Origin of the sequence: Haloarcula sp. CGMCC 1.6347 (assembly GCF_037078395.1) — an archaeon.
Lineage (GTDB): Archaea > Halobacteriota > Halobacteria > Halobacteriales > Haloarculaceae > Haloarcula > Haloarcula amylolytica.
In genome coordinates this window covers 423,548-443,755 of record NZ_JAYMGX010000001.1, presented here as the reverse complement: position 1 = coordinate 443,755, position 20,208 = coordinate 423,548, and the positions used below count along the sequence as shown (strand labels likewise).

The window sequence follows — 20,208 nt, the reverse complement described above, 5'->3', positions numbered from 1 at the left end:
GCGTCCGGCAAAAGAGGGTTCCGGACCGCGCCGTGTCCGGCCCGTTCAGCCGCACAGGAGAAGGACAGTCCGCGACGGCGTGCATCTGGCAGTAACGGTACCCGCCTCTCAGTTTGGCTTCTCCGAATCGTCAGCAGCGGCCGATTCGTCGTCGACGCCGTCTCCGTCCTCGGCGGGCGCTTCGGAGTCCGCCGAGTCGCTGTCGTCGACCTCGTCGGCAGCAGACTCGTCGTCCGCCCCGCCGATCCGCTCTTCGGGGTCCCACACTTCGACGGTGTCGTCGCCGTCGTCTGCCGGCAAGTCCTCGAACGCCTCGTCCGCAGTCAGCTCGTCGTCCGCGTCCTCCACATCGGCGTTCCGAAGCGCCGCCAGCGGGTCGTCGTCCGTGGGTTCGTCTCCGGTCTCGGTTGTCCCGTCGTCAGCGCCGATATCAGCCGAGCCAGCGTCAGCAGCGGTATCAGCAGTCGCCTCATCCTCATCGGCGGTGCCAGTCGGCTCGTCGGCGGTGGTGGTGTCAGCCGTGTCTGTGTCCGCGTCGGCGTCGGTCGTGTCATCGGTCTCAGTCTCGGTCGCGTCGACATCCCCCGCGCTGTCGCGGGCATCGGCATCAGTCGTGTCGGCCGCTGGTTCCGCCGTCCCGCCAGTCCGCTCGGTCAGGTCAGCGGAGTCAGACGCGCCTGGCTGACCGTCCTCGGCAGCAGTATCGTCTCCTGGCTCGTCCGTCACAGTCGGCGTCGTGGCCGGTTCGCCCGTCCCTTCCGTGGCTTCCTCCAGCCGCCGCAACGCGTCCGGCGTGGCGATTGCGTAGATAGTGTCGCCGGCCGCCAGCACACGCTCGCGGGACGGGATCGTCTCCGGCGCTGTGTCGTCGCGGGTGATCGCGACCACAGTGACTGCCAGACTCCCGACCGCCGCACCGTCGAGCGCGCTCCCCGGTTCGACGGTGGCGGTGCCCATCGTCTCGTCGGCCGCCCGGAGCAGCGAGGCGAACTCCCGGTCGGAGCGGTCCTGCACCGGAAGCGTGACGAGCTTGTACTGCGTTTGCGGGTCGAGTTTCGGCGTGTCGGCGGCGTCGATAGCGACCGTTACCACGTCGTCGGCGACGCCCCGGAGTTCGCCGGTGAGCACGCGCTTCGCCGGCGCTTGCTCCCAGACCTGAACCAGATCGCCGGCGCTCGCGGCGTGGGCCGGATCGGCCTGGATGGCGACGGCGTTCGTCGAGGGCGGCAGCGTCGGGCCGATGCCGGCCGCCCGTGAGCCAACGGCGAGGTAGTCGACGTTGCCGTCGTCGGCCAGCTCGACGTCTACGTGGCCGACGCCGTAGTCGGTCTTGAGGCGGACGACCAGCCGGTCCCGGAGTTCGTCTTTCGTCAGCCGCCGCGGGAAGAGAAAGCGCCGGTTCGCGAGCGTCTCTTTGGTCTCGTCGGGCATCGGGTCGTAACCGATGATGTCGTCGATATCCTCGGGCAGGCGAACGGACGTGACGCGGCCGACGGTCTGGACGATCTCGCTCACGTCGGCGTCGATGTTCCGGCCGCCGGTCGCGGCGAAGAGGTCGACGCCCAGTCGGTCCCCGATACGCATCCCGCCGTAGGCCCCGACGCCGCCGGCGAGGAACGCAGCGAGGTTCAACAGGACTGCACCGGCCGCCAGCACGTCCTCACGCTGGGCGATGACCTCGCTGAGCGCCGTCGTCGCGCCGATAACGAGGACGACCGCGGTCAGGCCGAACAGGACCGCCAGCCCGGTCTGAATGCGTTCACGGACGTACCAGCGATAGAAGACGGCGATAGCGCCCGCCGGCGTCGCGGCGAGGAGCGTGATGACGAGGAGCCAGACAACGCCCTCGACCAGCGCCCGTGACACCGTCCCCAGTTGCAGGTTCGCACCGGCCTGTGCGAGCAGTGCCGGGCCGAGCGGCGTCATGCGACCGCCTCCGCGAAGGCGTCGAGGTCGGTACGGCGGCCAATCGCGTACAGTTCGTCGCCGGCTTCGACGGCCGCGTCGCCGCGTGGCGCGACCTGCCAGCCGTCCGCCGTCCGGATAGCGACGATGGCAACGTCGTAGGCCTCGCGGACGTGCGCGTCCCTGAGCGTCGTCCCGTCCAGCGGACCGTCGGCGCGGACCGTGAGCCGTCGAAACCGGCTTCCGGCCCGGCGGAGCAGCGAGACGAGTTCGTACTCCCGGTGTGTTCCGCGGGGCTCGACCACGACCTTCGGCTGGGCCGACCGCAAGAGCGGTTGCACGTCCGTCCGAGTAACGGCGACCGTGAGCCGGCCCTCACCGCCGTCGGTCGTCGGTGCTTGGACCGGTGCCGGGGATGCCTCGGCGTCGGCGATCTCCGGTTCCGTCGGCGTCTCGGCGGGCGTCTCGTCGGCCGACGGAGCCGACCAGGCACTGACGACGGTCCCCCGGACCTGTGCGTCCTCAGTCAGCACCGTCACCTCGTCGTTGCGGGCCAGCCCGGTCGGCAACAGCGCGTCCACCGAGACGGCGTGGCGGTTGTCGCCCACGCGCTTCGAGAGGCCCGAAAACGGCGGCGCGGCGACGACCGTCGCCCGCCCTTGCTCGTCTATCGAGACGGCAGCGTCGCCGAGGTCGAACTCCGATTTCAGGCGCTCCTCCATCCGGCGTTCGAGTTCGCCGATACGGAGGTCCGCCGGGAACCGCCACTCCTCGGCGCGTATCTCGGCCCGGAGTGGCTCCGAAAGCGGCGGATACCCCTCCATGTCGGCCACGTCGCCGACGACGCGGATACGGACCTCGTCGCGGCCGCCGACGAACTCGACCACGTCCGCAGAGAGTTTCTTCTCGCGTAGCCCCTGGAAAGAGAGCCGCTTCGGGAACTCCGCCCCGAGCTGGTCGCCCTTGCTGTGAGCGTACAGCGACACCATCCCGACGAGGATAATTGCAGTAATGATTCGCTCGGCGTTGGGGGCCTGCGTAATCGACTTGTCAGCCAGTGCCATGAGGCCGCCGCTGACGCCGGCAAGTGCGATTGCCAGCACGACGACACCGAACCCCGGCACGGTAATGCCGGTAAAGTACTTGAAACTGAACCCTAGCGCCCACGACACGAGCGCCGGTATCACTCCCACCAACAGCCCCAGATAGATCCCCATCAACACCTCGACCGGGAGCGAAGCCATGTCCACATCCTGCGTGGCCGGTAGTAAATCGCTTCCGGCCCGCGGACAGTACATTTACACCGACCGCTGTAATCTGGATGGGTATGGACAGACCGCGGGACTGGCTGGGAGCGCGCGCGACAATCCTCTTGCCGGTGCTGGTGGCGGTGCTGTCGTTCGTCACTGGTGTGGTCAACATCAGTGCCGTGTCGATTAGCGGGCCGCTCGGGGACCTCATTCCGCGAAGCCTCCAGCGCACCGCCGGGTTCACCGGTGCGCTCACGGGGTTCACGCTGCTCGTCAGCGTCGTCGGACTCCGCCGTCGCCTGCGAGTCGCGTGGTACGCGACCGTCGTCTTACTTCCCGTCGCGGCGGTTCAAGGGCTGGTGCAGAACTCGGCGGTATCGATCCCGTTTGTCGGCCCCGTACCGAGTTCGGCGGTATCGATCCCGCTCGTTGCGCTCTCGCTGCTTTCGCTCCCGACGATGCTCCTGAACCGGCGGCGATTCGACCGACCGATCGACCTCTCGACGGCGCAACTGGCCGCGGGCGCGGCGCTCCTCGGTTCGCTCATGTACGGAACGGCGGGGTCGTACGCGCTCCGCGATGACTTCACCAATCTTTCGACGGCGACCGACGCGTTCTACTACACACTTGTCACGGCTAGTACCGTCGGATACGGCGACATGACCCCACAGAGCCAGCAGGCGAAACTGTTCGGCATGTCGGTGGTCGTCCTCGGGACGGCCAGTTTCGCTATCGCACTGGGGTCGCTGCTGGGCCCGGCAATCGAGAAGCGGCTTTCGGAGGCACTCGGAAACATGACTGACGCACAACTGGACTTGCTCGAGAACCACATACTGGTGCTCGGCCACGGCGACCTGACGGAACCGATCATCGAGGAACTGACCGGCGCAATCGATTTCGTGGTCATCACGCCGGACACGGAGACGGCCACGCGGCTCCAGCAACGGGACATCGCCGTTCTGACCGCGGACCCGAGCGACGAAGAGCCGATGCAACGGGCCGGCATCGAAGACGCCGCCGCCGTCGTCGCGGCGACGAACGACGACGCACAGGACGCGCTGGCGATACTGACGGCACAGACGCTCAATCCGGAGGTCAACATCGTCGCCGCGGCGACGGACCGCGAGAACATCGAGAAGCTCCGCCGTGCGGGCGCGGACACGGTCATCAGCCCGGCAGTGCTGGGTGGCCATCTCATCGTCCAGTCCGCGCTGGGTCGCAAGGGGATGGAGAACATCGCCGACCACCTGCTCGACGTGAACGACGAGGACGACGCGGATATCTAGGCCCGGCCGCGGTCGACGATAGCGACGTCCGTTTCGACGTTTTCTAGCCGTTCGAACGTCGGCGGCGAGATGAACCGCGACGCCTTGCTCCGGTCGCGGCTCGCCCCGATCATGACCAGATCGTACTGCGGGGCGATGTCGGACAGGAACGTCTGGATGTCCGTCCGCGGAACCCGCGTCTCGAACGCGCCCTCGTACGGCTCGACGAGGTCCGCGAGCATCTCCTCGGCCCGGCGGCGGTCCCCGCGGGACCCGATACAGGTCGCGACGGCGACCCGCCCGCTCCGACCGGCCAGTCGCGTGGCGAAGTCGACCATGTTGTGGGCCACGTCACTGACAGACCGCACGGGGACGATGACCTGCTTCCAGCGGGTCCGGTCGCTCCGTGACCGATGGACGACGATATCGCTCTCACTGCGGAACAGCCGCTGTAAATACGACGTCAGCGCCCCGTGTCGACTCTCGTAGGGCGCGACGATGAGGTCACAGCCGGTTTCGGCCGCGGTTTGCAGCGTCGTCTTCGCCGGCGACCCGTCGTCGCTCGCGACGACGACCTGACAGGAGACGCCCGTTCGCGTCTCGATGCGGTCGGCGTGGGTCTCCAGCCAATCGACCTCCGCTTCGAGGTCAGTCTGGTCGGGTGATACCGACGCGTTAGCTGGGTCACCGCCGTCAGCGACGCGACGAGTCCGGGCCGATGGCGAGTCGGACCCGTTCTCCGACCGGATGTCCATCTGTATCGTGTCCCGCATGAGCGACTGCTGGGTCGTGGCGGCGTCGTTGTCCGAAACCATGTCCAGCAAGACGACTTTCCCGGCTTCGTGGGCAGCCGCGAGCCGTGCGCCCAGCATCGCTGTCTGGCCAGCCGAGTCGCCGCGCATCGGGACGAGGACGTGGTCGTCGCCGGACATCGACTCGTACAGGTACGTCGCCCGCTGCTCGTAGAACTCCTCGCGCCAGACGACGAAGAGGGCTGCCACGAGCGAACTCGCGAGGAAGATGCTGACAACGAACGCCGCCCGCTGGCTCGGTTCGACCAGCAGCGCCAGCAGGGCGGTGGAGTACGACGACGGCTCCTCGATGTCGAGCGGCCAGGTGACCACGCCGGTCGCGAAGACGGCGAAGCCGGCACCGAGCGCGGTGACGCCGAACTGGCCGCCCGGGGCTGTGAGGTAGCTGTTCGAGACGGCGAGCGCGCCCAGCCCACAGACCGCACCGATGGTGAGTCCCGCGACGAACCGCTTCGGGTCGGAGTACTTACTCGTCGGATCGACAAAGAGCGTGTACGACCCCGCCGCAAGCGGCGGGAACAGTAGGAAACTCAACTGCGGGACGGCGTTCGCCAGCGTCGTCACCAGCACGATAGCCAGCGGGACGAACACCAGCATGGAGAGATGGACGAGGTTTTCGGTCACCTCGGCCCACCGTCTGAAGTCCTGTAGTTCGCGGCGCTCGACCCGCCGGAGCCGTCTGACCGCCACGTTGAGTCGTTTCCGGAACTGGTCGAGCATACAGGTTCCCACGGGAGAATGTCTGTTAAGCCCTCCGCCGGGAAGCGGCGCGACCGGTCGCTCACACGGGACAGCCCCGACAGGCGCTCGCAGAATCCAGCGGTGCCGACGCTTACAGCGACGTGGTCGCCGTCAGACTGATTTCGATGGCGCGTTCGACGTTGTTCTTGGCTTTCTCGGGGAGTTCCTCGTCCTCGGTTTCGCCCTTCTGTGTCCCCTCGACGAGGTTTCCGTCGACGGTACAGATAGCGCCCGAGCGCAGGCCCTTGCGACGACACAGCGAGAACAGCGCGGCGGCCTCCATCTCGACGGCCAGCAGGCCGGCGGCCTCCCAGTCGTTGATGTACTCGTCCGTCTCGGCGTAGAAGGCGTCGTCCGTGGCGATGGGGCCGACGTGGACGTCCTCGTCGTTCGCCTCGGCGGCGTCGACCAGCGACGAGAGGACGTCGTAGTTCGGGACGGCCGGGACGGACTTGGATTCGTAGCGCTGGGACGTTCCCTCGTCCTTGGCAGCGCCGTTAGCGACGACCATGTCACCGATCTCGATGCCTTCCTGAAGCGCCCCGGTCGTTCCGACGCGGATGAGCGTCTCGACGCCGACCGCTTCCAGTTCCTCGACGGCGATGGCCGTCGACGGCGACCCGATCCCGGTCGAGCAGATCGTCAGTTCGCGGCCGTCGTAGGTCGCGTTGACGAGTTTGTACTCGCGGTTCTCCGCGACGACCTCGTGGTCGTCACAGAGGCCCGCGATGCGGTCGACGCGTCCGGGGTCACCCGGCACGAGCGCGATGTCTGTCAGGTCACCCGGTTCGACGAGTAGATGCGGTTGTTTCGCCATATCGGCCAGTCGGGCGGAACTATTTAGTAGTCAGTGGATTCCTGTCGGTCGCAACAGTGAGGTGGGACGGCCGCGAGAGCGGACGTATGGCAGACGATCTCTCGCTGTTCGATAGGCGGATGCGAGGGCCGGCGGGTATCGCTATCGCCGCCGGAGTCATCCTCGGACTGCTGACCGGCTACACCGTCGGCGCGGGAACGCCGGACGGCCCCTCGTGGCCCCTCGTCGTCCCGTTCGCGCTCCTTGCCAGCGTATTCCTGTATCTCGGAGCCTACAGAAACCTCTCGAAGCGAGTCGAAGATAGGTAGCTCACAGCCAGGTGACGAGCACCGGCACGAACAGTGCGAGCGCCGTCCCGAAGATGAACGCCGTGAGCGCCCACTGCTGGACAATCTCGTCAGTGTCGTCTCGGAAACTGCCGCCGAAGCGAGGCATGGCCACGCGGGCGAAGAAGTAGTAGATGAACGCGGTGACGCCCGCAGCGCCGACGATGTGCGGTATCAGCGGGACGCCGTTGAGCGAGACTGCCGTCGGAAGCACGGACGAGAGGCCTGCAACGACCGCGCCGTAGAGCAGTGCCGCAACGAGGGCGGTGCCGTGATGGACAACAACGGCGAGGGGACGACTCACTGCCGCCGGGTCGGTGCGGGTGAGTCCGGCCGCGGCGATGTATGCTGGCAGGTACCCCTCGTCCTGTGTCACCATCGGGATGTTCAACAACAGGCCGACGACCGCGCCGGCGACGACACAGACGAACGCCCACTGCGAGAGGGGGTACTCAAGCACATGTTTGCCCTTGCCCGCAGTGCCAATGAGCATTGTGTCATGCGCCCAGATCGGAGAAAGTCGACAGTTCCGGCGGAACAGTTCGATAACACGGAGGCGCTGTCAATGTAGCAACGCCAGAAATATCCGAGAGTGCGCTGGCGGTAGCATCTACGACGAGGGATATAGCAGAATTTCAATATGTGCATTGTAGCACACTATGGCAGTTTAGGAGTCGTCAAATCGACTCACCACCGGCGTAGTAGCGCTCCGGGCCCGGCTGGTTCAACCCGACCTGAGATCGGTTTACTCAATATATCACATCACGACAATATATATGCTGCCGTCTCAATAACTACGCTAAGTTATATCATGACGCGGAAGCGCTACCAGAACGGGAAGCAGGTGATTAGACGCTGGGACGAGGTCTTCAAGGCCGTTACGGCCGAGTCGCGGCGGCAGCTCATTATCTCGCTGTCGGATGCCCACCCCGACGAGACAGTCCCACTCCCCGAAAGTGCCGTAAACCCCAACGTCCCGCGCGATCCGGCAGTCCTTCGACAGAAGCTGTACCACTGCCACCTGCCGATGCTGGCCGACCACGAGTTCATTACGTGGGAGACAGAGCCACTGGTCGCCGGTCGCGGGCCGCGGTTCGAGGAGGTGGCCGTCGTGTTCGAAGCGCTGCAGTCGAACGCGACGGACATTCCGGAGTCGCTCGTGTTCGGGTGTCAGCGGCTCGAACAGGAACGACAGGAGCGACGCAGCGATTCGGTGGCAGAATAACGCCGCCCTCAGACCGGGCTGAACAGGAACAGGACGATGTTGTTCGTGGCCGGGCCGATGCCGACGGCGGTCACGAGCGCGAGCAGGAGGCTCGCTTCGACCGGGTCCTCTTCGAGGTAGTCATCGAGCAGGAAGACGACCGCAATTGCCACGAGCAGTTTGACGAACACGAACAGCCAGCCTTTGCCGAGATACGGCGCTGTCGGGAGCGTGTCGGCGAACTCCATGATGCGGGCCGGGATCGGCGTTCGCTCCGTGATGCCGATGACGTCAGCGCCGACCGCGGTCGAGACGCCGTCGAGCATATGCGCGAACACGACCGTCGGGGCCGCATAGCGCATCCGAACCACGACCGGTGTCCGCCACAGCGCGACCGCAAGCACCGTCACGGCGGTCACGACGATTGCGACGACGACGGCGACAGTCGGCCAGATGAGCCCCAGCAGGCCGGACTCCAGTGCCATCACGACGGCGATGACGAGCAACACGGTCAGGAGTCCGATACCGATGTACCCCAGATTGCGCGATATCGTCTCGCTGTGGCCACGCCGGACGCTGAACAGCGTCAGCGTGATCCAGACGACGCCCAGCGTGACGAACGTCGTGAGGTACACCGCCGGTGCGCCGAACAGCGGAGCGACCACGGGCCTGTACGCTTCGATCGGCGGCTGGTGGAACGCGTGGAGCGCGCCGCCGAGTGCCATCCACGGCGTCAGGGCGACCACGGTCCGCTGGTCGATCGGTGGTTCGAGGGCGTACAACAGCGCTGTCACCACGAGTGTGCCTGCAAGCAGCGCCACAGTGTACTCGAGCGGCGGGAGCGCTAACCCCGAAGGCAGTACCATGTCCCTCACGCCGACGCCGACGAGGGAAAACCTTCCGAACGAGACCGACGGCGGGCGCATCGGTACGAGCGGCTATCGCGGACAGCCACTACAGCGGGACACCCGACCCGCACCGTCCGCCGCCCGCCGTCTTTACGTAGACACCGCGTGTCACCCCGCGGTATGGACGACATTCCAGACCGCATCGAGCATACAGTCCTCGGCCCGACGACGACACCGGACGACGTACGGACCTGCCTCGACGAGGCGCTGCAGTACGGGATGCGAGCGTGCATTCCACCGTGTTACCTCCCGCTGGCGACGGAGTACGCGAACGTCCCGCTCACAGCCGTCATCGACTTCCCCCACGGGCAGGGCCAGACCGACAGCGTCTGTCAGGCGGCCAAACTGGCCTGGGACGCCGGGGCCGACGAACTGGATATGGTGTGCAACGTGGGCTTGCTCAAAGCCGGCGAGGACGACGCCGTCCGGGACCACATCACCGAGGTCGTCGCCAGCGTCCCGGTTCCCGTGAAGGTCATCGTCGAAGCGCCGCTGCTCTCTGACGACGAACTCGAACGGGTCGGCCAACTGGTCGCGGACGCCGACGCCGCGTATCTCAAGACCGCGACGGGGTTCAGCGAGGGCGGCGCGACGGTCCACGACGTGGAGATCCTCAGCAAGTACCTCCCGGTGAAAGCCAGCGGCGGCGTCGGGTCGTGGGCCGACGCCGAGGCGATGTTCGAGGCCGGGGCCGAGCGAATCGGGGCCTCCAGCGGCGGTACTATCGTCCGGGAGTGGCAGGCCGAGACAGAGGGCGAGTCGCCGACCGAACCGGAGAGAGAGCGGGACGACGCGGACACAACCGACGGCTACTGACCGGTCCAATCCGTCGCCCTTTTGCCGTCCTGGCGATAGTGTCTGGATGAATGGCCCGGTATCACATCGAGACGTACGGGTGCACCTCGAACAGAGGTGAGACCCAGCAGATCGAGCAGGCGCTCCGGGAGGGCGGGCACCACCCCGCCGACGGGCCGGAGTCGGCTGACGTAGCGATTCTCAACACCTGTACGGTGCTTGAGAAAACCGAGCGGAACATGCTCGCACGGGCCAAAGAACTCGACAAAGAAACGCCGGCCGACCTCGTCATCACGGGCTGTATGGCGCTCGCACAGGGCGAGGAGTTCCAGACCGCCGACGTCGACGCGGAAGTACTCCACTGGGACGACGTGCCCCAGTACGTCCTCAACGGCGAGTGCCCGACAATCACGCCGGACACCGAGACGGTGCTGAACGGCGTCGTCGGTATCCTCCCCATCGCCCGGGGCTGTATGTCCGATTGCTCCTACTGCATCACGAAGCAGGCGACGGGCCGAATCGAGTCGCCCTCGGTCGAGGAGAACGTCGAGAAGGCACGCGCACTCGTCCACGCCGGCGCGAAGGAAATCCGTATCACCGGCCAGGACACCGGCGTCTACGGCTGGGACACCAACCAGGGGACGAGCCTGCTGCCGGAGCTACTCGACCGCATCTGTTCCGACATCGACGGCGACTTCCGGGTGCGTGTCGGCATGGCGAACCCGAAGGGCCTCCACGGCGTCCGCGAGGAACTGGCTCGGGTGTTCGCCAAGCACGACGAACTGTACAACTTCATCCACGCACCGGTCCAGTCCGGCAGCGACGACGTGCTGGCCGACATGCGCCGCCAGCACGCCGTCTCGGAGTACCTGGAGGTCGTCGAAACGCTTGACGACCACCTGGACTACTGGACGCTGTCGACGGACTTCATCGTCGGCTTCCCGACCGAGGAGCCGGCCGACCACGAGCAGTCGATGGCACTGCTGCGCGAGACCCGCCCCGAGAAGATCAACGTCACGCGCTTCTCCAAGCGGCCCGGCACCGACGCCGCCGACATGAAAGGCCTGGGCGGCCAGACGAAGAAGGACCGTTCGAAGGAGATGAGCGAGGCGAAGATGGAGCTCATGGCCGAGGCCTACGAGGAGATGGTCGGCCACACGTCCTCGGTGTTGCTCGTCGAGGACGGCACCGACGAGTCGCTGGTGGGTTACGACGAGGCCTACCGGCAGGTCGTCATCGCCGACGCCCAGGAGCGCGGCCTCGAAATCGGCGACACGGTCGACGTGGAGATCACGAGCCACAACACCGTGTACGCCTTCGGCGAGCCGGTCGAGCGAGCGCAGGTCGCGGACTAAGCGGGTCGGCAGCCCGAATTTTCAGTCGGAATCGACCGGGCAATCAGTCGCCACTGTATGCCTCGCGGAGGAACGCTATCGCTCCGCCGAACATCGCGAGGTTGCCGAAGAAGGCCAGGCGCTCGCCGCTCTGGTCGTCTGGATCGGCGTTCCAGAAGTCGTGCATCGTCGGGGTCACGACGGCGAGGAACGTGGCGACGGCCCCGGTCGAAACCCGAGGAAGCCGCCAGAATGCCGTCCCCAGCCCGCCGACCAGCATCATCCCCGAGGCCAGCGGGGCCAACAAATCCGGCGCGGGGACACCCGCAGATTCAGCGTACTCGATTGCGTCCTCCATGTCGCGGAAGTCCTCGGCGGCCTGCAGAGCCACGCCGAGACCGAACAACAGTCGTCCGAGCGCGAGCCAGCTACGTGATGAGTCGTCGCCCATATGCTACAGCATGGCACGGAAGCTACTAAAACGTCACTCCAGATCAGCGAGCCGTTCCACTTCCTCGTCGTCTTTCCACTCGCCGAGTTCCTTCGGGTCGACGTGGATGAACGCGTCGTCGACCTCCGGGAGTTCCTCGATGGACTTGATGACCGCCGTCTCGATGTCGTGGGCCTCGAACAGCGTCAGGTCGCCCTCCACCTCGATGTGGAGGCTCACGTCGATTTCGGGGCCGACGTAGTGGGCGATAACGTCGTGTGCACCTCGGACCTGCGAGTGGTCCAGCGCGCGGCGGAGGATTTCGCGCCGGAGGTCCTCCGGCGGTGCGCCGCCAACGAGATAAGTGACGTTTTCCTGTACGACCTCGATACCGGTGTAGATGATGCCGATGGCGACGACGAGCGCGGCCAGCGGGTCGGCGATGGGGTAACCGGCCATCGCGCCGGCAACGCCGACCAGCGCCGCTCCCGCGGTGAGGATGTCGTTGCGGTTGTCCTTCGCCGTCGCAACGAGCGCCGGGGAGTTACGGTCCGTGCCCGCGCGGAGACAGTAGCGATAGAGGGCGTACTTCGCGACGGCCGAGAAGGCGAGCACGAGCACGGCGGCTGGGCCCTGTGTCACCGAGATGTTCCCGGTCAGCAGGGCAGTACCGGCGTTCCAGAGGACGAAACCGCCAGCGGAAAAGATACCCGCGGCGACGAACAGCGAGACGAACGGCTCGATGCGTTCGTGGCCGTGGGGGTGCTCGAAGTCCGGCGGGCGCGTCGTCAGGTACAATCCAGCGACGATGACCAGCGAGTAGGCGGTGTCGGCGGCGCTGTTGACCGCCTCGGACTGGACAGCGAAGCTCCCGGTGGTGAGCCAGACGCTGGCTTTCAGCAGCACGAGGAGGAGATTGACGCCGAGAACGAGCAGGCCGACCCGCCTGAGCGTCGCGCGGCGTGACATTGCTCCCCCGTTGTCGGGCCGCCGTCAAAGCCGCTTCGACACTGAGCTATCCCCGACTGAACTTCCCCGCGACCGCCTCAATTGATGCGGACAGCCCCGTCGTCAGGAGCGGTTGTCCCGTCCTGTGATGCGAACGCAGCGTAGAGCCGGTCGTACGTCTCTTCGACGGCCTCGACGATGACTTTCGTATCACTGATGACCGGCATGAAATTGGTGTCGCCGTTCCACCGCGGGACGACGTGAGTATGGAGGTGGTCGTCAATCGACCCGCCGGCCGCGGAGCCACCGAGGTTCAGCCCCGCGTTGAACGCGTCCGGGGACAGCGCCGTTTCGAGGGCGTCGAACGTCCGCTGTTTCAGCCGGGCGTGATCGAGCAGGGTTTCGTCGTCGAGGTCGCCGTACTCGCCGGTGTGGGTGTGGGGAATGACCATCACATGCCCGGGGTTGTACGGGTAGTTGTTCAGGAGGACGAAGGCGTGGTCGCTTCGTGCCACGAGGTTGTTCGCCCGGTCGTCGTCCCCCGCTTGAAACGCACAGAACACGCAGTCGACGTCGGGGTTCGTCTCCTCGCGTTCGACCCACTCGATGCGCCACGGCGCGAACACCTTGTCCATACCGCCAGTTGTCGACCCACCAGCAAAAACGACAGGACTGATACTGCGAAAGAAGTATATAAAAGTGTTGGCCGTTCACGGTCGTAGACCGGATTCTATAGCCTTAGAGGGGCTTTTAAACATTCTCGTCTTCTCTAAGGTAGCAATCCGAAAAAATCGGCCGCTATCTGGCGATAAACAGTGCTGAACGGACCAGAACTGAAGGTGGTTTTTATACTCCTTACCCGGCTTGTATCAGGCGGGATGGCAGCGATAAACGACGGCGTTGACATGGCTGAACACTGTTCGACGTGTGACCGCGAGACACCGCACGCCGTGCGTGTCCAGATACAGACAGAGTCCGATAAACGCGAGAACGCGGCGTTTTCCCGAGAGCCGTATCGGGTCAGCGAGTGTCAGATCTGTGGCACAACCACGTCCACGCGGATGAACAACGCCTGACCATCCCACACACCCCACCCCCACCCCACCGTTTCAGTACGCCACGCGGTCTTTGACTGCGTGGCCACACACCCCCCACCCCACCGTTTCCATACGCCACGCGGTCTTTGACTGCGTGGCCACACACCCCCCACCCCACCGTTTCCATACGCCACGCGGTCTTTGACTGCGTGGCCACACACCCCACCCATCACACCCTTTCACACCGGCCACAGAGAGATGTCGCTGTGGATGCTCAAGAAGCGGAGTCCGGTGTCAGTCCAGCGGGTTCGAAGCCGGTGTTCACGCTACCGCGAACGGGTCGTCACTTCACAGCCGTCCTCGGTGATGATGACGGTGTGTTCCTTCTGACTGACGTACGCGCCGTCCTGCTCTTTGAGTACCGGATAGCCGTGGACGATGTCCTGCTGTTTCAGCCGGCGAAGCGCCATCTCTGCTCGCGGTGAGTCAAGCCAGCGGGCGGCGAACGGCAGCGTGCGGTACTCCTCGGTGATCTGTTCGAGGACCTGTCGAGCCTGCCGGTTCCGAACTGACCCTTCCCGTTCGAGGGCGAAAATCTCCTCGTCGGCCCCTTCCTGCACCTTGCCGCGGCCGTCAGTGGCGAACGGCTCGATAGCGACCACGTCGCCCACGTTGAGCGTCGCGCCCTGTGCCACCTCGCGGTTCGGGATGTTCGGCGACGTGTGCTGCTCCCAGTGACCGAGTCCGTGGCCGGTGAGGTTCACGACGGGGTTGTAGCCGTACCCCTCGATGACCTCCTCGACGGCTGCGCCGATCCGGCCCACGTCGACGCCGGGGCCGGCAACGTCCAGCGCGGCGTCCAGGGCCTCGGCGGGCGCTTCGGCGAGTTCGTCCTGCCCGGAGAGGTCGACCGTCACGGCGGTGTCGGCGAGCCACCCGTCGACGTGGACGCCGATGTCGAGGTTGACCATCTCCTCGCCGAAGGTGGCGTCGTCGTCGCGCTCGGGCGTGGCGTGGGCCGCCTCCTCGTCGATAGAGATGTTCACCGGGAACGCCGGCTTGCCGCCCAACTCCTTGATTTTGTCCTCGGCCCACTGAGCGACTTCGAGATGGGAGACGCCCACCTCGACGCGCTCGGCCGCCTCATCGCGCACCTGTGCCAGAATCTCGCCCGCTTCGCGGCATTTCTCGTACTGCTCGGAATCGAAGTCCACGTCAGTCATGCACGCCGGTTAGTCGGTCGCGGGCAAAGGGGTTTCCCTCTGGCTATCTCGTCGCGGTCTGCATCGCGGCGGTGTTGCGTTCGGCCCCGGTGTGACCGGCGTGGTCGAGCACGATCACGCCGGCGCGCCCGCCGGTGGCGTCCTCGAACGCCGCGATTGCTTCCTCGGCGGCCTGTCGCGGGCCGTACGTGTCGAGCAGTTCGACGGCGTGGCGGGCCAGGCCGAACCGGGCGATGGCCTCCCCTTCGCCGGTCGCGCTCGCGCCGCCGCGGTCGTCCGCGTAGAACCCAGCGCCGACCTGCGGGACGTCGCCGACCCGACCGGCCAGTGCAAACCATCGCCCGGCGGTCGACGTCGCTGCCGCAAGCCGGTCCCCGTCGGTCGCAACCGCGCCGACAGTGTCGGTGCCGCTGAAATGCTTACGGACCCATTCGAGGTGGTCGGCGGGCCCGCCACCGGGTGGGTCAGCGGCCTCGTATCGCTGGCGCGTCTCCGCCGTCGTGAGGTCGCGACCGGTGTCGACACCCATGTCTGCCGCGAAATCGACGGCCTCGTCACCGGCCAGCAAGACGTGTGGCGTCTCGGTTCCCACACTGTGGGCCACATCCGCGGCGTGTACAACGCCAGACATTGCACACACCGCACCGACCTGCCCGTCGTCGTTCATCAGTCCGGCGTCGGTCCGGACCTCCCCATCGCTCTGGACGGCCCCGCCGACGCCGGCGTTGAACGCCGGGTCGGATTCGAGCGGTCGAAGCGCGGCCAGCACCGCGTCCATCGGACCCTCCGCCGCCGTTGCCCGTTCAGCGGCGTCGGTGAGTGTTTCCTGCCGAGTGGCCGGTGACTCCGGTGGACTGCCCGCGCCGCCGTGGACGATGACGTGCATGCAGACCTGTTGACAGACGAAAGGCATATGACCTCCGGCTATAGCGATAGTGACGTGCCGGCATGCGGTCGCAGCCCTTTCTTTACGCACTGTGTTACCATGTCTGAGGCAAAGCGGCACGCCTTTAGGGGCGACTGTCAATTGGCGGAATATGGGCTACGATTACGACAAAGTGGAGGTTCCCGACGAGGGACAGCAGATTCAGGTCACGGAGGACGACGAACTCGACGTTCCGGAGAACCCGATCATCCCCATCATTCACGGGGACGGTATCGGGACGGACGTCGGTCCGGCCGCACAGAAGGTGCTCGAAGCCGCCGCGAACGCCACCGGTCGTGACATCTCCTGGATGCGCGTCTACGCCGGCCAGTCCGCCCGGGACAAGTACGACGAGAACCTCCCCGACGACACCGTCGAGGCGATCAAGGAGTTCAACGTCGCCATCAAGGGCCCGCTGACGACCCCGGTCGGGGCCGGCTTCCGCTCGCTCAACGTCGCGCTCCGGAAGACGCTCGACCTCTACGCGAACGTCCGCCCGACCTACCACATCGACGGCGTCCCGTCGCCGGTCAAGGACCCCGGGGAGATGGACATGGTCACCTTCCGGGAGAACACCGAGGACGTCTACGCCGGCATCGAGTGGGAGGCCGGCACCGACGAAGTCGAGGAGGTCAAGGAGTTCGTCGAGGACGAGATGAACTTCGACGAAACCATCCACGACGGCCCGGTCGGCATCGGCGTCAAGCCGATCACCGAGTTCGGGACCAAGCGCCTCGTCCGCGAGGCCATCGACTACGCCCTCGAAGAGGACCGCGACAGCGTCACGCTGGTCCACAAGGGCAACATCATGAAGTTCACCGAGGGCGCCTTCCGTGACTGGGGCTACGAGGTCGCCGAAGAGGAGTACGGCGAGAACGTCATCACCGAGGACGAGCTGTGGGACGAGTACGACGGCGAAGCGCCCGAGGACGCGCTCGTTGTCAACGACCGCATCGCCGACAACATGCTCCAGCAGCTCCTGACTCGCACCGACGAGTACGACGTCATCGCGACGATGAACCTGAACGGGGACTACATGTCCGACGCCGCCGGCGCACAGATCGGCGGGCTCGGCATCGCTCCCGGCGCGAACTTCGGCTCGGCCCGCTGTCTCGCAGAGCCGGTCCACGGCTCCGCCCCGAAGTACGCCGGCGAGGACAAGGTCAACCCGACCGCGATGATCCTCTCCGGCCGCCTCATGCTCGAATACATGGGCTGGAAGGACGCCGGCCAGCTCGTTCGCGACGCCGTCGAGGAGACGATCTCCTCCGGGAACGTCACCTACGATCTCGAACGCCAGATCGAGGGCGGCACGAAGCTCGCCACCAGCGAGTTCGCCGAGAAGGTCGTCGAGAATATAGAGAAGCTCGCGTAAGCGAGTCGCGCAGATCACCCAAACTCTCCATTTTTTATCGCGCACAACAGCCGGGACTGGCGAGACGAGCGGTCGTGCTGTCGGGAGAACGAGGCCGTAGCTCGGGAGTCGTTCTATCGAGCGTATCCGTCAGAGAAGGGTTACTCGGTCAGCGGAAGGACCACACCGAACACGAGCGGCGAGAGGAGGCCGACGAGAATACCGAGCATTTCCATGTCGACCAGCAGCGTGTCGCCCCAGGCGGGGAGCGTCCCGAGAACGGCGCTTCCGGCGACTTCCCCCGCGATGCCGAGGAGGAACAGCCCCGCCCCGAGCATGAACCCGCGCTTTGCGAGTGTCGCGTAGTCAGCGTTCCAGTTTTGGCTCATACAGGCCCGTTCTCGTGGGCCTACTAAGCTCTCTCGGATCGAAAGAGCTACATGCGGGTTGACACTGATATCTGCGCATACATGGTTTCAGAATCGATTCCAGAGCTACTCGAACTCCTGCTCTCGACGCTCCTCGCTGCTGGGCTAACCGTAGGAGGAGCACTCACCGAACAGGCCGCTCTCGCCGATATGTCCGGCGGTATTTCTGCGCTCGCTATCTGGGAGGTTTATATTGGACTGGTTCTCCTGTACGCCGGCTATATGCTCGCCTCACGCCGAGTCCTGCCCGCGCTCGGTAGCGCCTGAATTTGTTCGTTACGGGCGGTTATTCCTGAAGCGACCGCTGGGTCGTATTCGCGACCCACTTCGGCTGTGTCACTGTCGTAGACCCGACGTTTCGTAGCCGCAGGTATTGCGTGACACGGACCTGCTGGTCGCTCCGTTCGGCATCGAATGCCAGCCGAAGCGCCGAGACGGTACCGTCGTGACTGACGCGGAGTCGGACGGAGACGTTGCGAGGGTCGCTCACGAACAGCGGTGTACTGAGCCTGCCAGGGTCCGTGAAACGGGTGCCGACGAGGACGACGCCGCCGTCGCTCCGGTCGGCAACGGAGAGATCGACGGCTTCCCCGATGCCACGTATCATACGGCGCTCCGAGAGGTCCGAGACCGGGCCGTCGTCGCGGACAGTCCACTTGACCCGCTGGGGCCGGTTCGCTCGCTCGTCGTACCGGGCCGCGACGATGGAGCCGTTGGTCCAGTAGTCAATGCGGGTCGTGAAAGTGTTCAGTTCAGTGCCGTTCTGGCGGAACTGCCCGGCATACGTTGTCTTGTTCGCCGCGACGTGGCGTGTGTGGTTAGACCGCCGGAGTACCGTTCCGTTGCTGTCAGTGACCCGCTGGCGGGTGGCCAGCGTGTAGTTCGTCGTCGCGAGCGTCCGCGCGTGGGCGCTGGCCAGCACTGACGGCACCACAGCCTCGTCGCTCACACCCGGCGGATAGCCGGCCCCATCGGTCGGCACCGCTGCCGGCGTGACTGTTTCGGGACTGTCCTGCTGGACGAAGCCCGAGCACCCGGCGAGTACGAGCGCGAGCGTCACGACAGCAGCCACTGCTCGCGTCATTGATTGCGCTACGGCCGCCGGCCCCAAACAGTTGTGGCTAGTCCTGCCAGTCCGGGTTCGATCTGGGCGGACTGAACACGTCGATACCCCGGACCGGTTCCTCGCCGACGTTGCGCGCTTCGTGTGGCTCCTCACTCGGGACCACGTAGGAGTCGCCGGGGCCGATGACGTACTCCTCGCCGTTGACGTGGAAGGTAAAGGTCCCTTTCACAACGTAGCCGACCTGCTCGTGGCGGTGGCTGTGTTCCGGGACGGCCGCGCCGGGGTCGATGTGGAACTGCTGGACGCTCATCTGCTCTCCGACCGCCAACTGTGTCAGGTGAACGCCGTCGACTGCTTCGACTGTCTCGCAGGCCGCCTGTGGTACTTCCCTCATGCGCTATGCTGTCGTACCCGGCCCACCTAAGCGTTCGTCCGACAGGGGTGAGCATCGACGCCGTGACACTCGTTATAGAGATCCTAATCCACACGCTGTGGTCGCGCCGCCTGTCGGTGGATTCAGTACCGTCCGGCCCTGACAGAGAGGTATGTACGCGGTCGTCGGGTGTAGTGATTGCAGCGCGCTGTGGGTCACCGAGGGACGGCCGGAGACGACACAGTGCCCGCGGTGTGGCACGCGCCGGAAACACGCCAAGCGGCGGAAGTTCGTCGAAACGGACGACGAGGCCCACGCCCGAGAGGTCCGGGCGTCGATGCTGGCGAACAGACAGGGGGAGGGGGACGCCTTCGCGGAGTTGGATTCCTACGCCGAGATGGAGCGCCAGGTCGACGACGCGGGCGTGGACGACGAGACGTACCTCGAAGATTCGGGGGTGGATACAGACGCCGTGTCGGCGGCCGCCGAGCGCACCGAACAGGGGGCGACGGACGGGTCGAGCCGCAAGGAAACCGTCCTGAGTGCGTTGCGGACCCTCGACGAGCCGACCGAGGATGATGTCGTGGCCTACGCCGAGGAACGCGGCGTCCCGGCGTCGTACACCCGGAAGGCACTGACAAAGCTGGTTCGCGCCGGCAAGGCATCGGAGAGCCGGGGGCAGTACCGGCTGCTATGACCGCGACGCTGGACTTCGAGCCCGGCCCAGTCGCGGTCGGGACGCTTGTCGGTCTCTCGGGATTGCTGTTCTTGCTCACGCCGGTCGTCGAGCCGGTTGCTGTGGGTTCACTACGGGTGAGCACGGTCGCGCTCTCGGCGGTCGTCCTCACGCTCGGATTCGCGCTGGGGACGGTCGTGTTCGCCCGGCGCGGCCGACGGCTGTTCGCCATCGCCCACGGCGTGTTCGCGGTGGCGTGGGCGCTGCTGGTGCTCGGCCCGCTGCTCGGGCAGGAAGCGCTCCTGCTCGCTGGCGTCATCGTTCTCGTTGCGGGGGCCGGCTTTCTGGTAAGCCAGAGCCGGCAGTGATAGTGCGCCGCCGGGAAGCCGGG

General features: G+C 65.9%; 24 protein-coding genes. 10 read left to right on the top strand and 14 right to left on the bottom strand.

Annotated elements, in window-relative coordinates; genetic code table 11:
* Nucleotides 1–108: 108 nt before the first annotated feature.
* Together VI340_RS02375 and VI340_RS02370 are read right to left on the bottom strand one after the other, a co-directional pair.
* Nucleotides 109–1,926, bottom strand: a complete 1,818-nt coding sequence (locus VI340_RS02375; RefSeq protein WP_336329877.1) for a TrkA C-terminal domain-containing protein — start codon at nucleotides 1,924–1,926, stop codon at nucleotides 109–111.
* A complete protein-coding gene (locus VI340_RS02370) occupies nucleotides 1,923–3,203 on the bottom strand; it encodes a potassium channel family protein (RefSeq protein ID WP_336357701.1) in 1,281 nt (426 codons plus the stop codon). Before VI340_RS02370 ends, VI340_RS02375 begins: the two co-directional genes overlap by 4 nt.
* A 29-nt stretch (nucleotides 3,204–3,232) precedes the next feature.
* Between VI340_RS02370 and VI340_RS02365 the strand changes: the two genes are divergently transcribed.
* Nucleotides 3,233–4,441: an NAD-binding protein gene (locus VI340_RS02365; RefSeq protein WP_336357700.1), complete on the top strand. Its 1,209-nt coding sequence runs from the start codon at nucleotides 3,233–3,235 to the stop codon at nucleotides 4,439–4,441.
* Here VI340_RS02365 and VI340_RS02360 read toward each other — a convergent pair.
* The gene (locus tag VI340_RS02360; RefSeq protein ID WP_336357699.1) at nucleotides 4,438–5,952 is read right to left on the bottom strand and encodes an HPP family protein; all 1,515 of its coding nucleotides are present in this window, start codon (nucleotides 5,950–5,952) and stop codon (nucleotides 4,438–4,440) included. The genes VI340_RS02365 and VI340_RS02360 overlap by 4 nt on opposite strands.
* A gap of 112 nt (nucleotides 5,953–6,064) precedes the next feature.
* On the bottom strand, nucleotides 6,065–6,790 hold the full coding sequence (locus VI340_RS02355; protein ID WP_008310676.1) for a nucleoside phosphorylase: 726 nt from the start codon (nucleotides 6,788–6,790) through the stop codon (nucleotides 6,065–6,067).
* An 86-nt stretch (nucleotides 6,791–6,876) separates the two neighbouring features.
* Here VI340_RS02355 and VI340_RS02350 point away from each other — a divergent pair, with 86 nt between their 5' ends.
* A complete protein-coding gene (locus tag VI340_RS02350; RefSeq protein WP_336357698.1) occupies nucleotides 6,877–7,098 on the top strand; it encodes a hypothetical protein in 222 nt (73 codons plus the stop codon).
* A gap of 1 nt (nucleotide 7,099) precedes the next feature.
* On the opposite strand, the gene VI340_RS02345 is transcribed toward VI340_RS02350, so the two are convergent.
* Nucleotides 7,100–7,609 (bottom strand): hypothetical protein, encoded by a 510-nt coding sequence (locus tag VI340_RS02345; protein ID WP_336357697.1) that lies wholly within the window; start codon nucleotides 7,607–7,609, stop codon nucleotides 7,100–7,102.
* 318 nt (nucleotides 7,610–7,927) lie between these two features.
* Between VI340_RS02345 and VI340_RS02340 the strand changes: the two genes are divergently transcribed.
* A complete protein-coding gene (locus VI340_RS02340; RefSeq protein WP_336357696.1) occupies nucleotides 7,928–8,341 on the top strand; it encodes a hypothetical protein in 414 nt (137 codons plus the stop codon).
* Nucleotides 8,342–8,349: 8 nt separating this feature from the next.
* Here VI340_RS02340 and VI340_RS02335 read toward each other — a convergent pair whose 3' ends face one another.
* Nucleotides 8,350–9,186, bottom strand: coding sequence for a DUF63 family protein (locus VI340_RS02335; RefSeq protein WP_008310684.1), 837 nt, complete (start codon nucleotides 9,184–9,186; stop codon nucleotides 8,350–8,352).
* A 162-nt stretch (nucleotides 9,187–9,348) separates the two neighbouring features.
* Between VI340_RS02335 and deoC the strand changes: the two genes are divergently transcribed.
* Both deoC and VI340_RS02325 read left to right on the top strand, forming a co-directional pair.
* Nucleotides 9,349–10,044, top strand: a complete 696-nt coding sequence (gene deoC, locus VI340_RS02330; protein ID WP_336357695.1) for a deoxyribose-phosphate aldolase — start codon at nucleotides 9,349–9,351, stop codon at nucleotides 10,042–10,044.
* A gap of 50 nt (nucleotides 10,045–10,094) precedes the next feature.
* Nucleotides 10,095–11,378 (top strand): tRNA (N(6)-L-threonylcarbamoyladenosine(37)-C(2))-methylthiotransferase, encoded by a 1,284-nt coding sequence (locus tag VI340_RS02325; RefSeq protein WP_008310687.1) that lies wholly within the window; start codon nucleotides 10,095–10,097, stop codon nucleotides 11,376–11,378.
* A gap of 43 nt (nucleotides 11,379–11,421) precedes the next feature.
* Here VI340_RS02325 and VI340_RS02320 read toward each other — a convergent pair whose 3' ends face one another.
* The 3 genes from VI340_RS02320 to VI340_RS02310 form a co-directional block, all read right to left on the bottom strand.
* Nucleotides 11,422–11,808 carry a DoxX family protein gene (locus tag VI340_RS02320; RefSeq protein WP_336357694.1) on the bottom strand — a complete coding sequence of 129 codons (387 nt, stop codon included), beginning with the start codon at nucleotides 11,806–11,808 and terminating at the stop codon, nucleotides 11,422–11,424.
* A gap of 33 nt (nucleotides 11,809–11,841) precedes the next feature.
* Nucleotides 11,842–12,756 (bottom strand): cation diffusion facilitator family transporter, encoded by a 915-nt coding sequence (locus VI340_RS02315; protein WP_008310692.1) that lies wholly within the window; start codon nucleotides 12,754–12,756, stop codon nucleotides 11,842–11,844.
* A gap of 77 nt (nucleotides 12,757–12,833) precedes the next feature.
* Entirely contained in the window at nucleotides 12,834–13,370 is a 537-nt protein-coding gene (locus VI340_RS02310; protein ID WP_336329884.1) for an HIT family protein, read from the bottom strand.
* Between the two features lie 243 nt (nucleotides 13,371–13,613).
* On the opposite strand from VI340_RS02310, the gene VI340_RS02305 reads away from it, so the two are divergent.
* Nucleotides 13,614–13,811 carry a DUF7835 family putative zinc beta-ribbon protein gene (locus VI340_RS02305; protein ID WP_004518623.1) on the top strand — a complete coding sequence of 66 codons (198 nt, stop codon included), beginning with the start codon at nucleotides 13,614–13,616 and terminating at the stop codon, nucleotides 13,809–13,811.
* Between the two features lie 287 nt (nucleotides 13,812–14,098).
* Here VI340_RS02305 and map read toward each other — a convergent pair whose 3' ends face one another.
* Both map and VI340_RS02295 read right to left on the bottom strand, forming a co-directional pair.
* A complete protein-coding gene (map, locus tag VI340_RS02300; RefSeq protein ID WP_336357693.1) occupies nucleotides 14,099–14,995 on the bottom strand; it encodes a type II methionyl aminopeptidase in 897 nt (298 codons plus the stop codon).
* 43 nt (nucleotides 14,996–15,038) lie between these two features.
* Complete coding sequence (locus VI340_RS02295) at nucleotides 15,039–15,881, bottom strand: isoaspartyl peptidase/L-asparaginase (RefSeq protein WP_336358185.1); 843 nt, start codon at nucleotides 15,879–15,881, stop codon at nucleotides 15,039–15,041.
* 151 nt (nucleotides 15,882–16,032) lie between these two features.
* Here VI340_RS02295 and icd point away from each other — a divergent pair, with 151 nt between their 5' ends.
* Complete coding sequence (gene icd / locus VI340_RS02290; protein ID WP_008310697.1) at nucleotides 16,033–17,295, top strand: isocitrate dehydrogenase (NADP(+)); 1,263 nt, start codon at nucleotides 16,033–16,035, stop codon at nucleotides 17,293–17,295.
* 140 nt (nucleotides 17,296–17,435) lie between these two features.
* On the opposite strand, the gene VI340_RS02285 is transcribed toward icd, so the two are convergent.
* Nucleotides 17,436–17,663 carry a DUF7860 family protein gene (locus VI340_RS02285; RefSeq protein ID WP_008310699.1) on the bottom strand — a complete coding sequence of 76 codons (228 nt, stop codon included), beginning with the start codon at nucleotides 17,661–17,663 and terminating at the stop codon, nucleotides 17,436–17,438.
* A gap of 81 nt (nucleotides 17,664–17,744) precedes the next feature.
* Here VI340_RS02285 and VI340_RS02280 point away from each other — a divergent pair, with 81 nt between their 5' ends.
* A complete protein-coding gene (locus VI340_RS02280) occupies nucleotides 17,745–17,969 on the top strand; it encodes a hypothetical protein (protein WP_336357692.1) in 225 nt (74 codons plus the stop codon).
* 19 nt (nucleotides 17,970–17,988) lie between these two features.
* Here VI340_RS02280 and VI340_RS02275 read toward each other — a convergent pair whose 3' ends face one another.
* The gene (locus VI340_RS02275; RefSeq protein ID WP_336357691.1) at nucleotides 17,989–18,786 is read right to left on the bottom strand and encodes a hypothetical protein; all 798 of its coding nucleotides are present in this window, start codon (nucleotides 18,784–18,786) and stop codon (nucleotides 17,989–17,991) included.
* Between the two features lie 37 nt (nucleotides 18,787–18,823).
* Nucleotides 18,824–19,162, bottom strand: coding sequence for a cupin domain-containing protein (locus tag VI340_RS02270; protein ID WP_336357690.1), 339 nt, complete (start codon nucleotides 19,160–19,162; stop codon nucleotides 18,824–18,826).
* Nucleotides 19,163–19,313: 151 nt separating this feature from the next.
* Between VI340_RS02270 and VI340_RS02265 the strand changes: the two genes are divergently transcribed.
* Together VI340_RS02265 and VI340_RS02260 are read left to right on the top strand one after the other, a co-directional pair.
* The gene (locus VI340_RS02265) at nucleotides 19,314–19,838 is read left to right on the top strand and encodes a DUF5817 domain-containing protein (protein ID WP_336329887.1); all 525 of its coding nucleotides are present in this window, start codon (nucleotides 19,314–19,316) and stop codon (nucleotides 19,836–19,838) included.
* The gene (locus tag VI340_RS02260) at nucleotides 19,835–20,185 is read left to right on the top strand and encodes a hypothetical protein (RefSeq protein WP_008310708.1); all 351 of its coding nucleotides are present in this window, start codon (nucleotides 19,835–19,837) and stop codon (nucleotides 20,183–20,185) included. Before VI340_RS02265 ends, VI340_RS02260 begins: the two co-directional genes overlap by 4 nt.
* Nucleotides 20,186–20,208 lie beyond the last annotated feature (23 nt).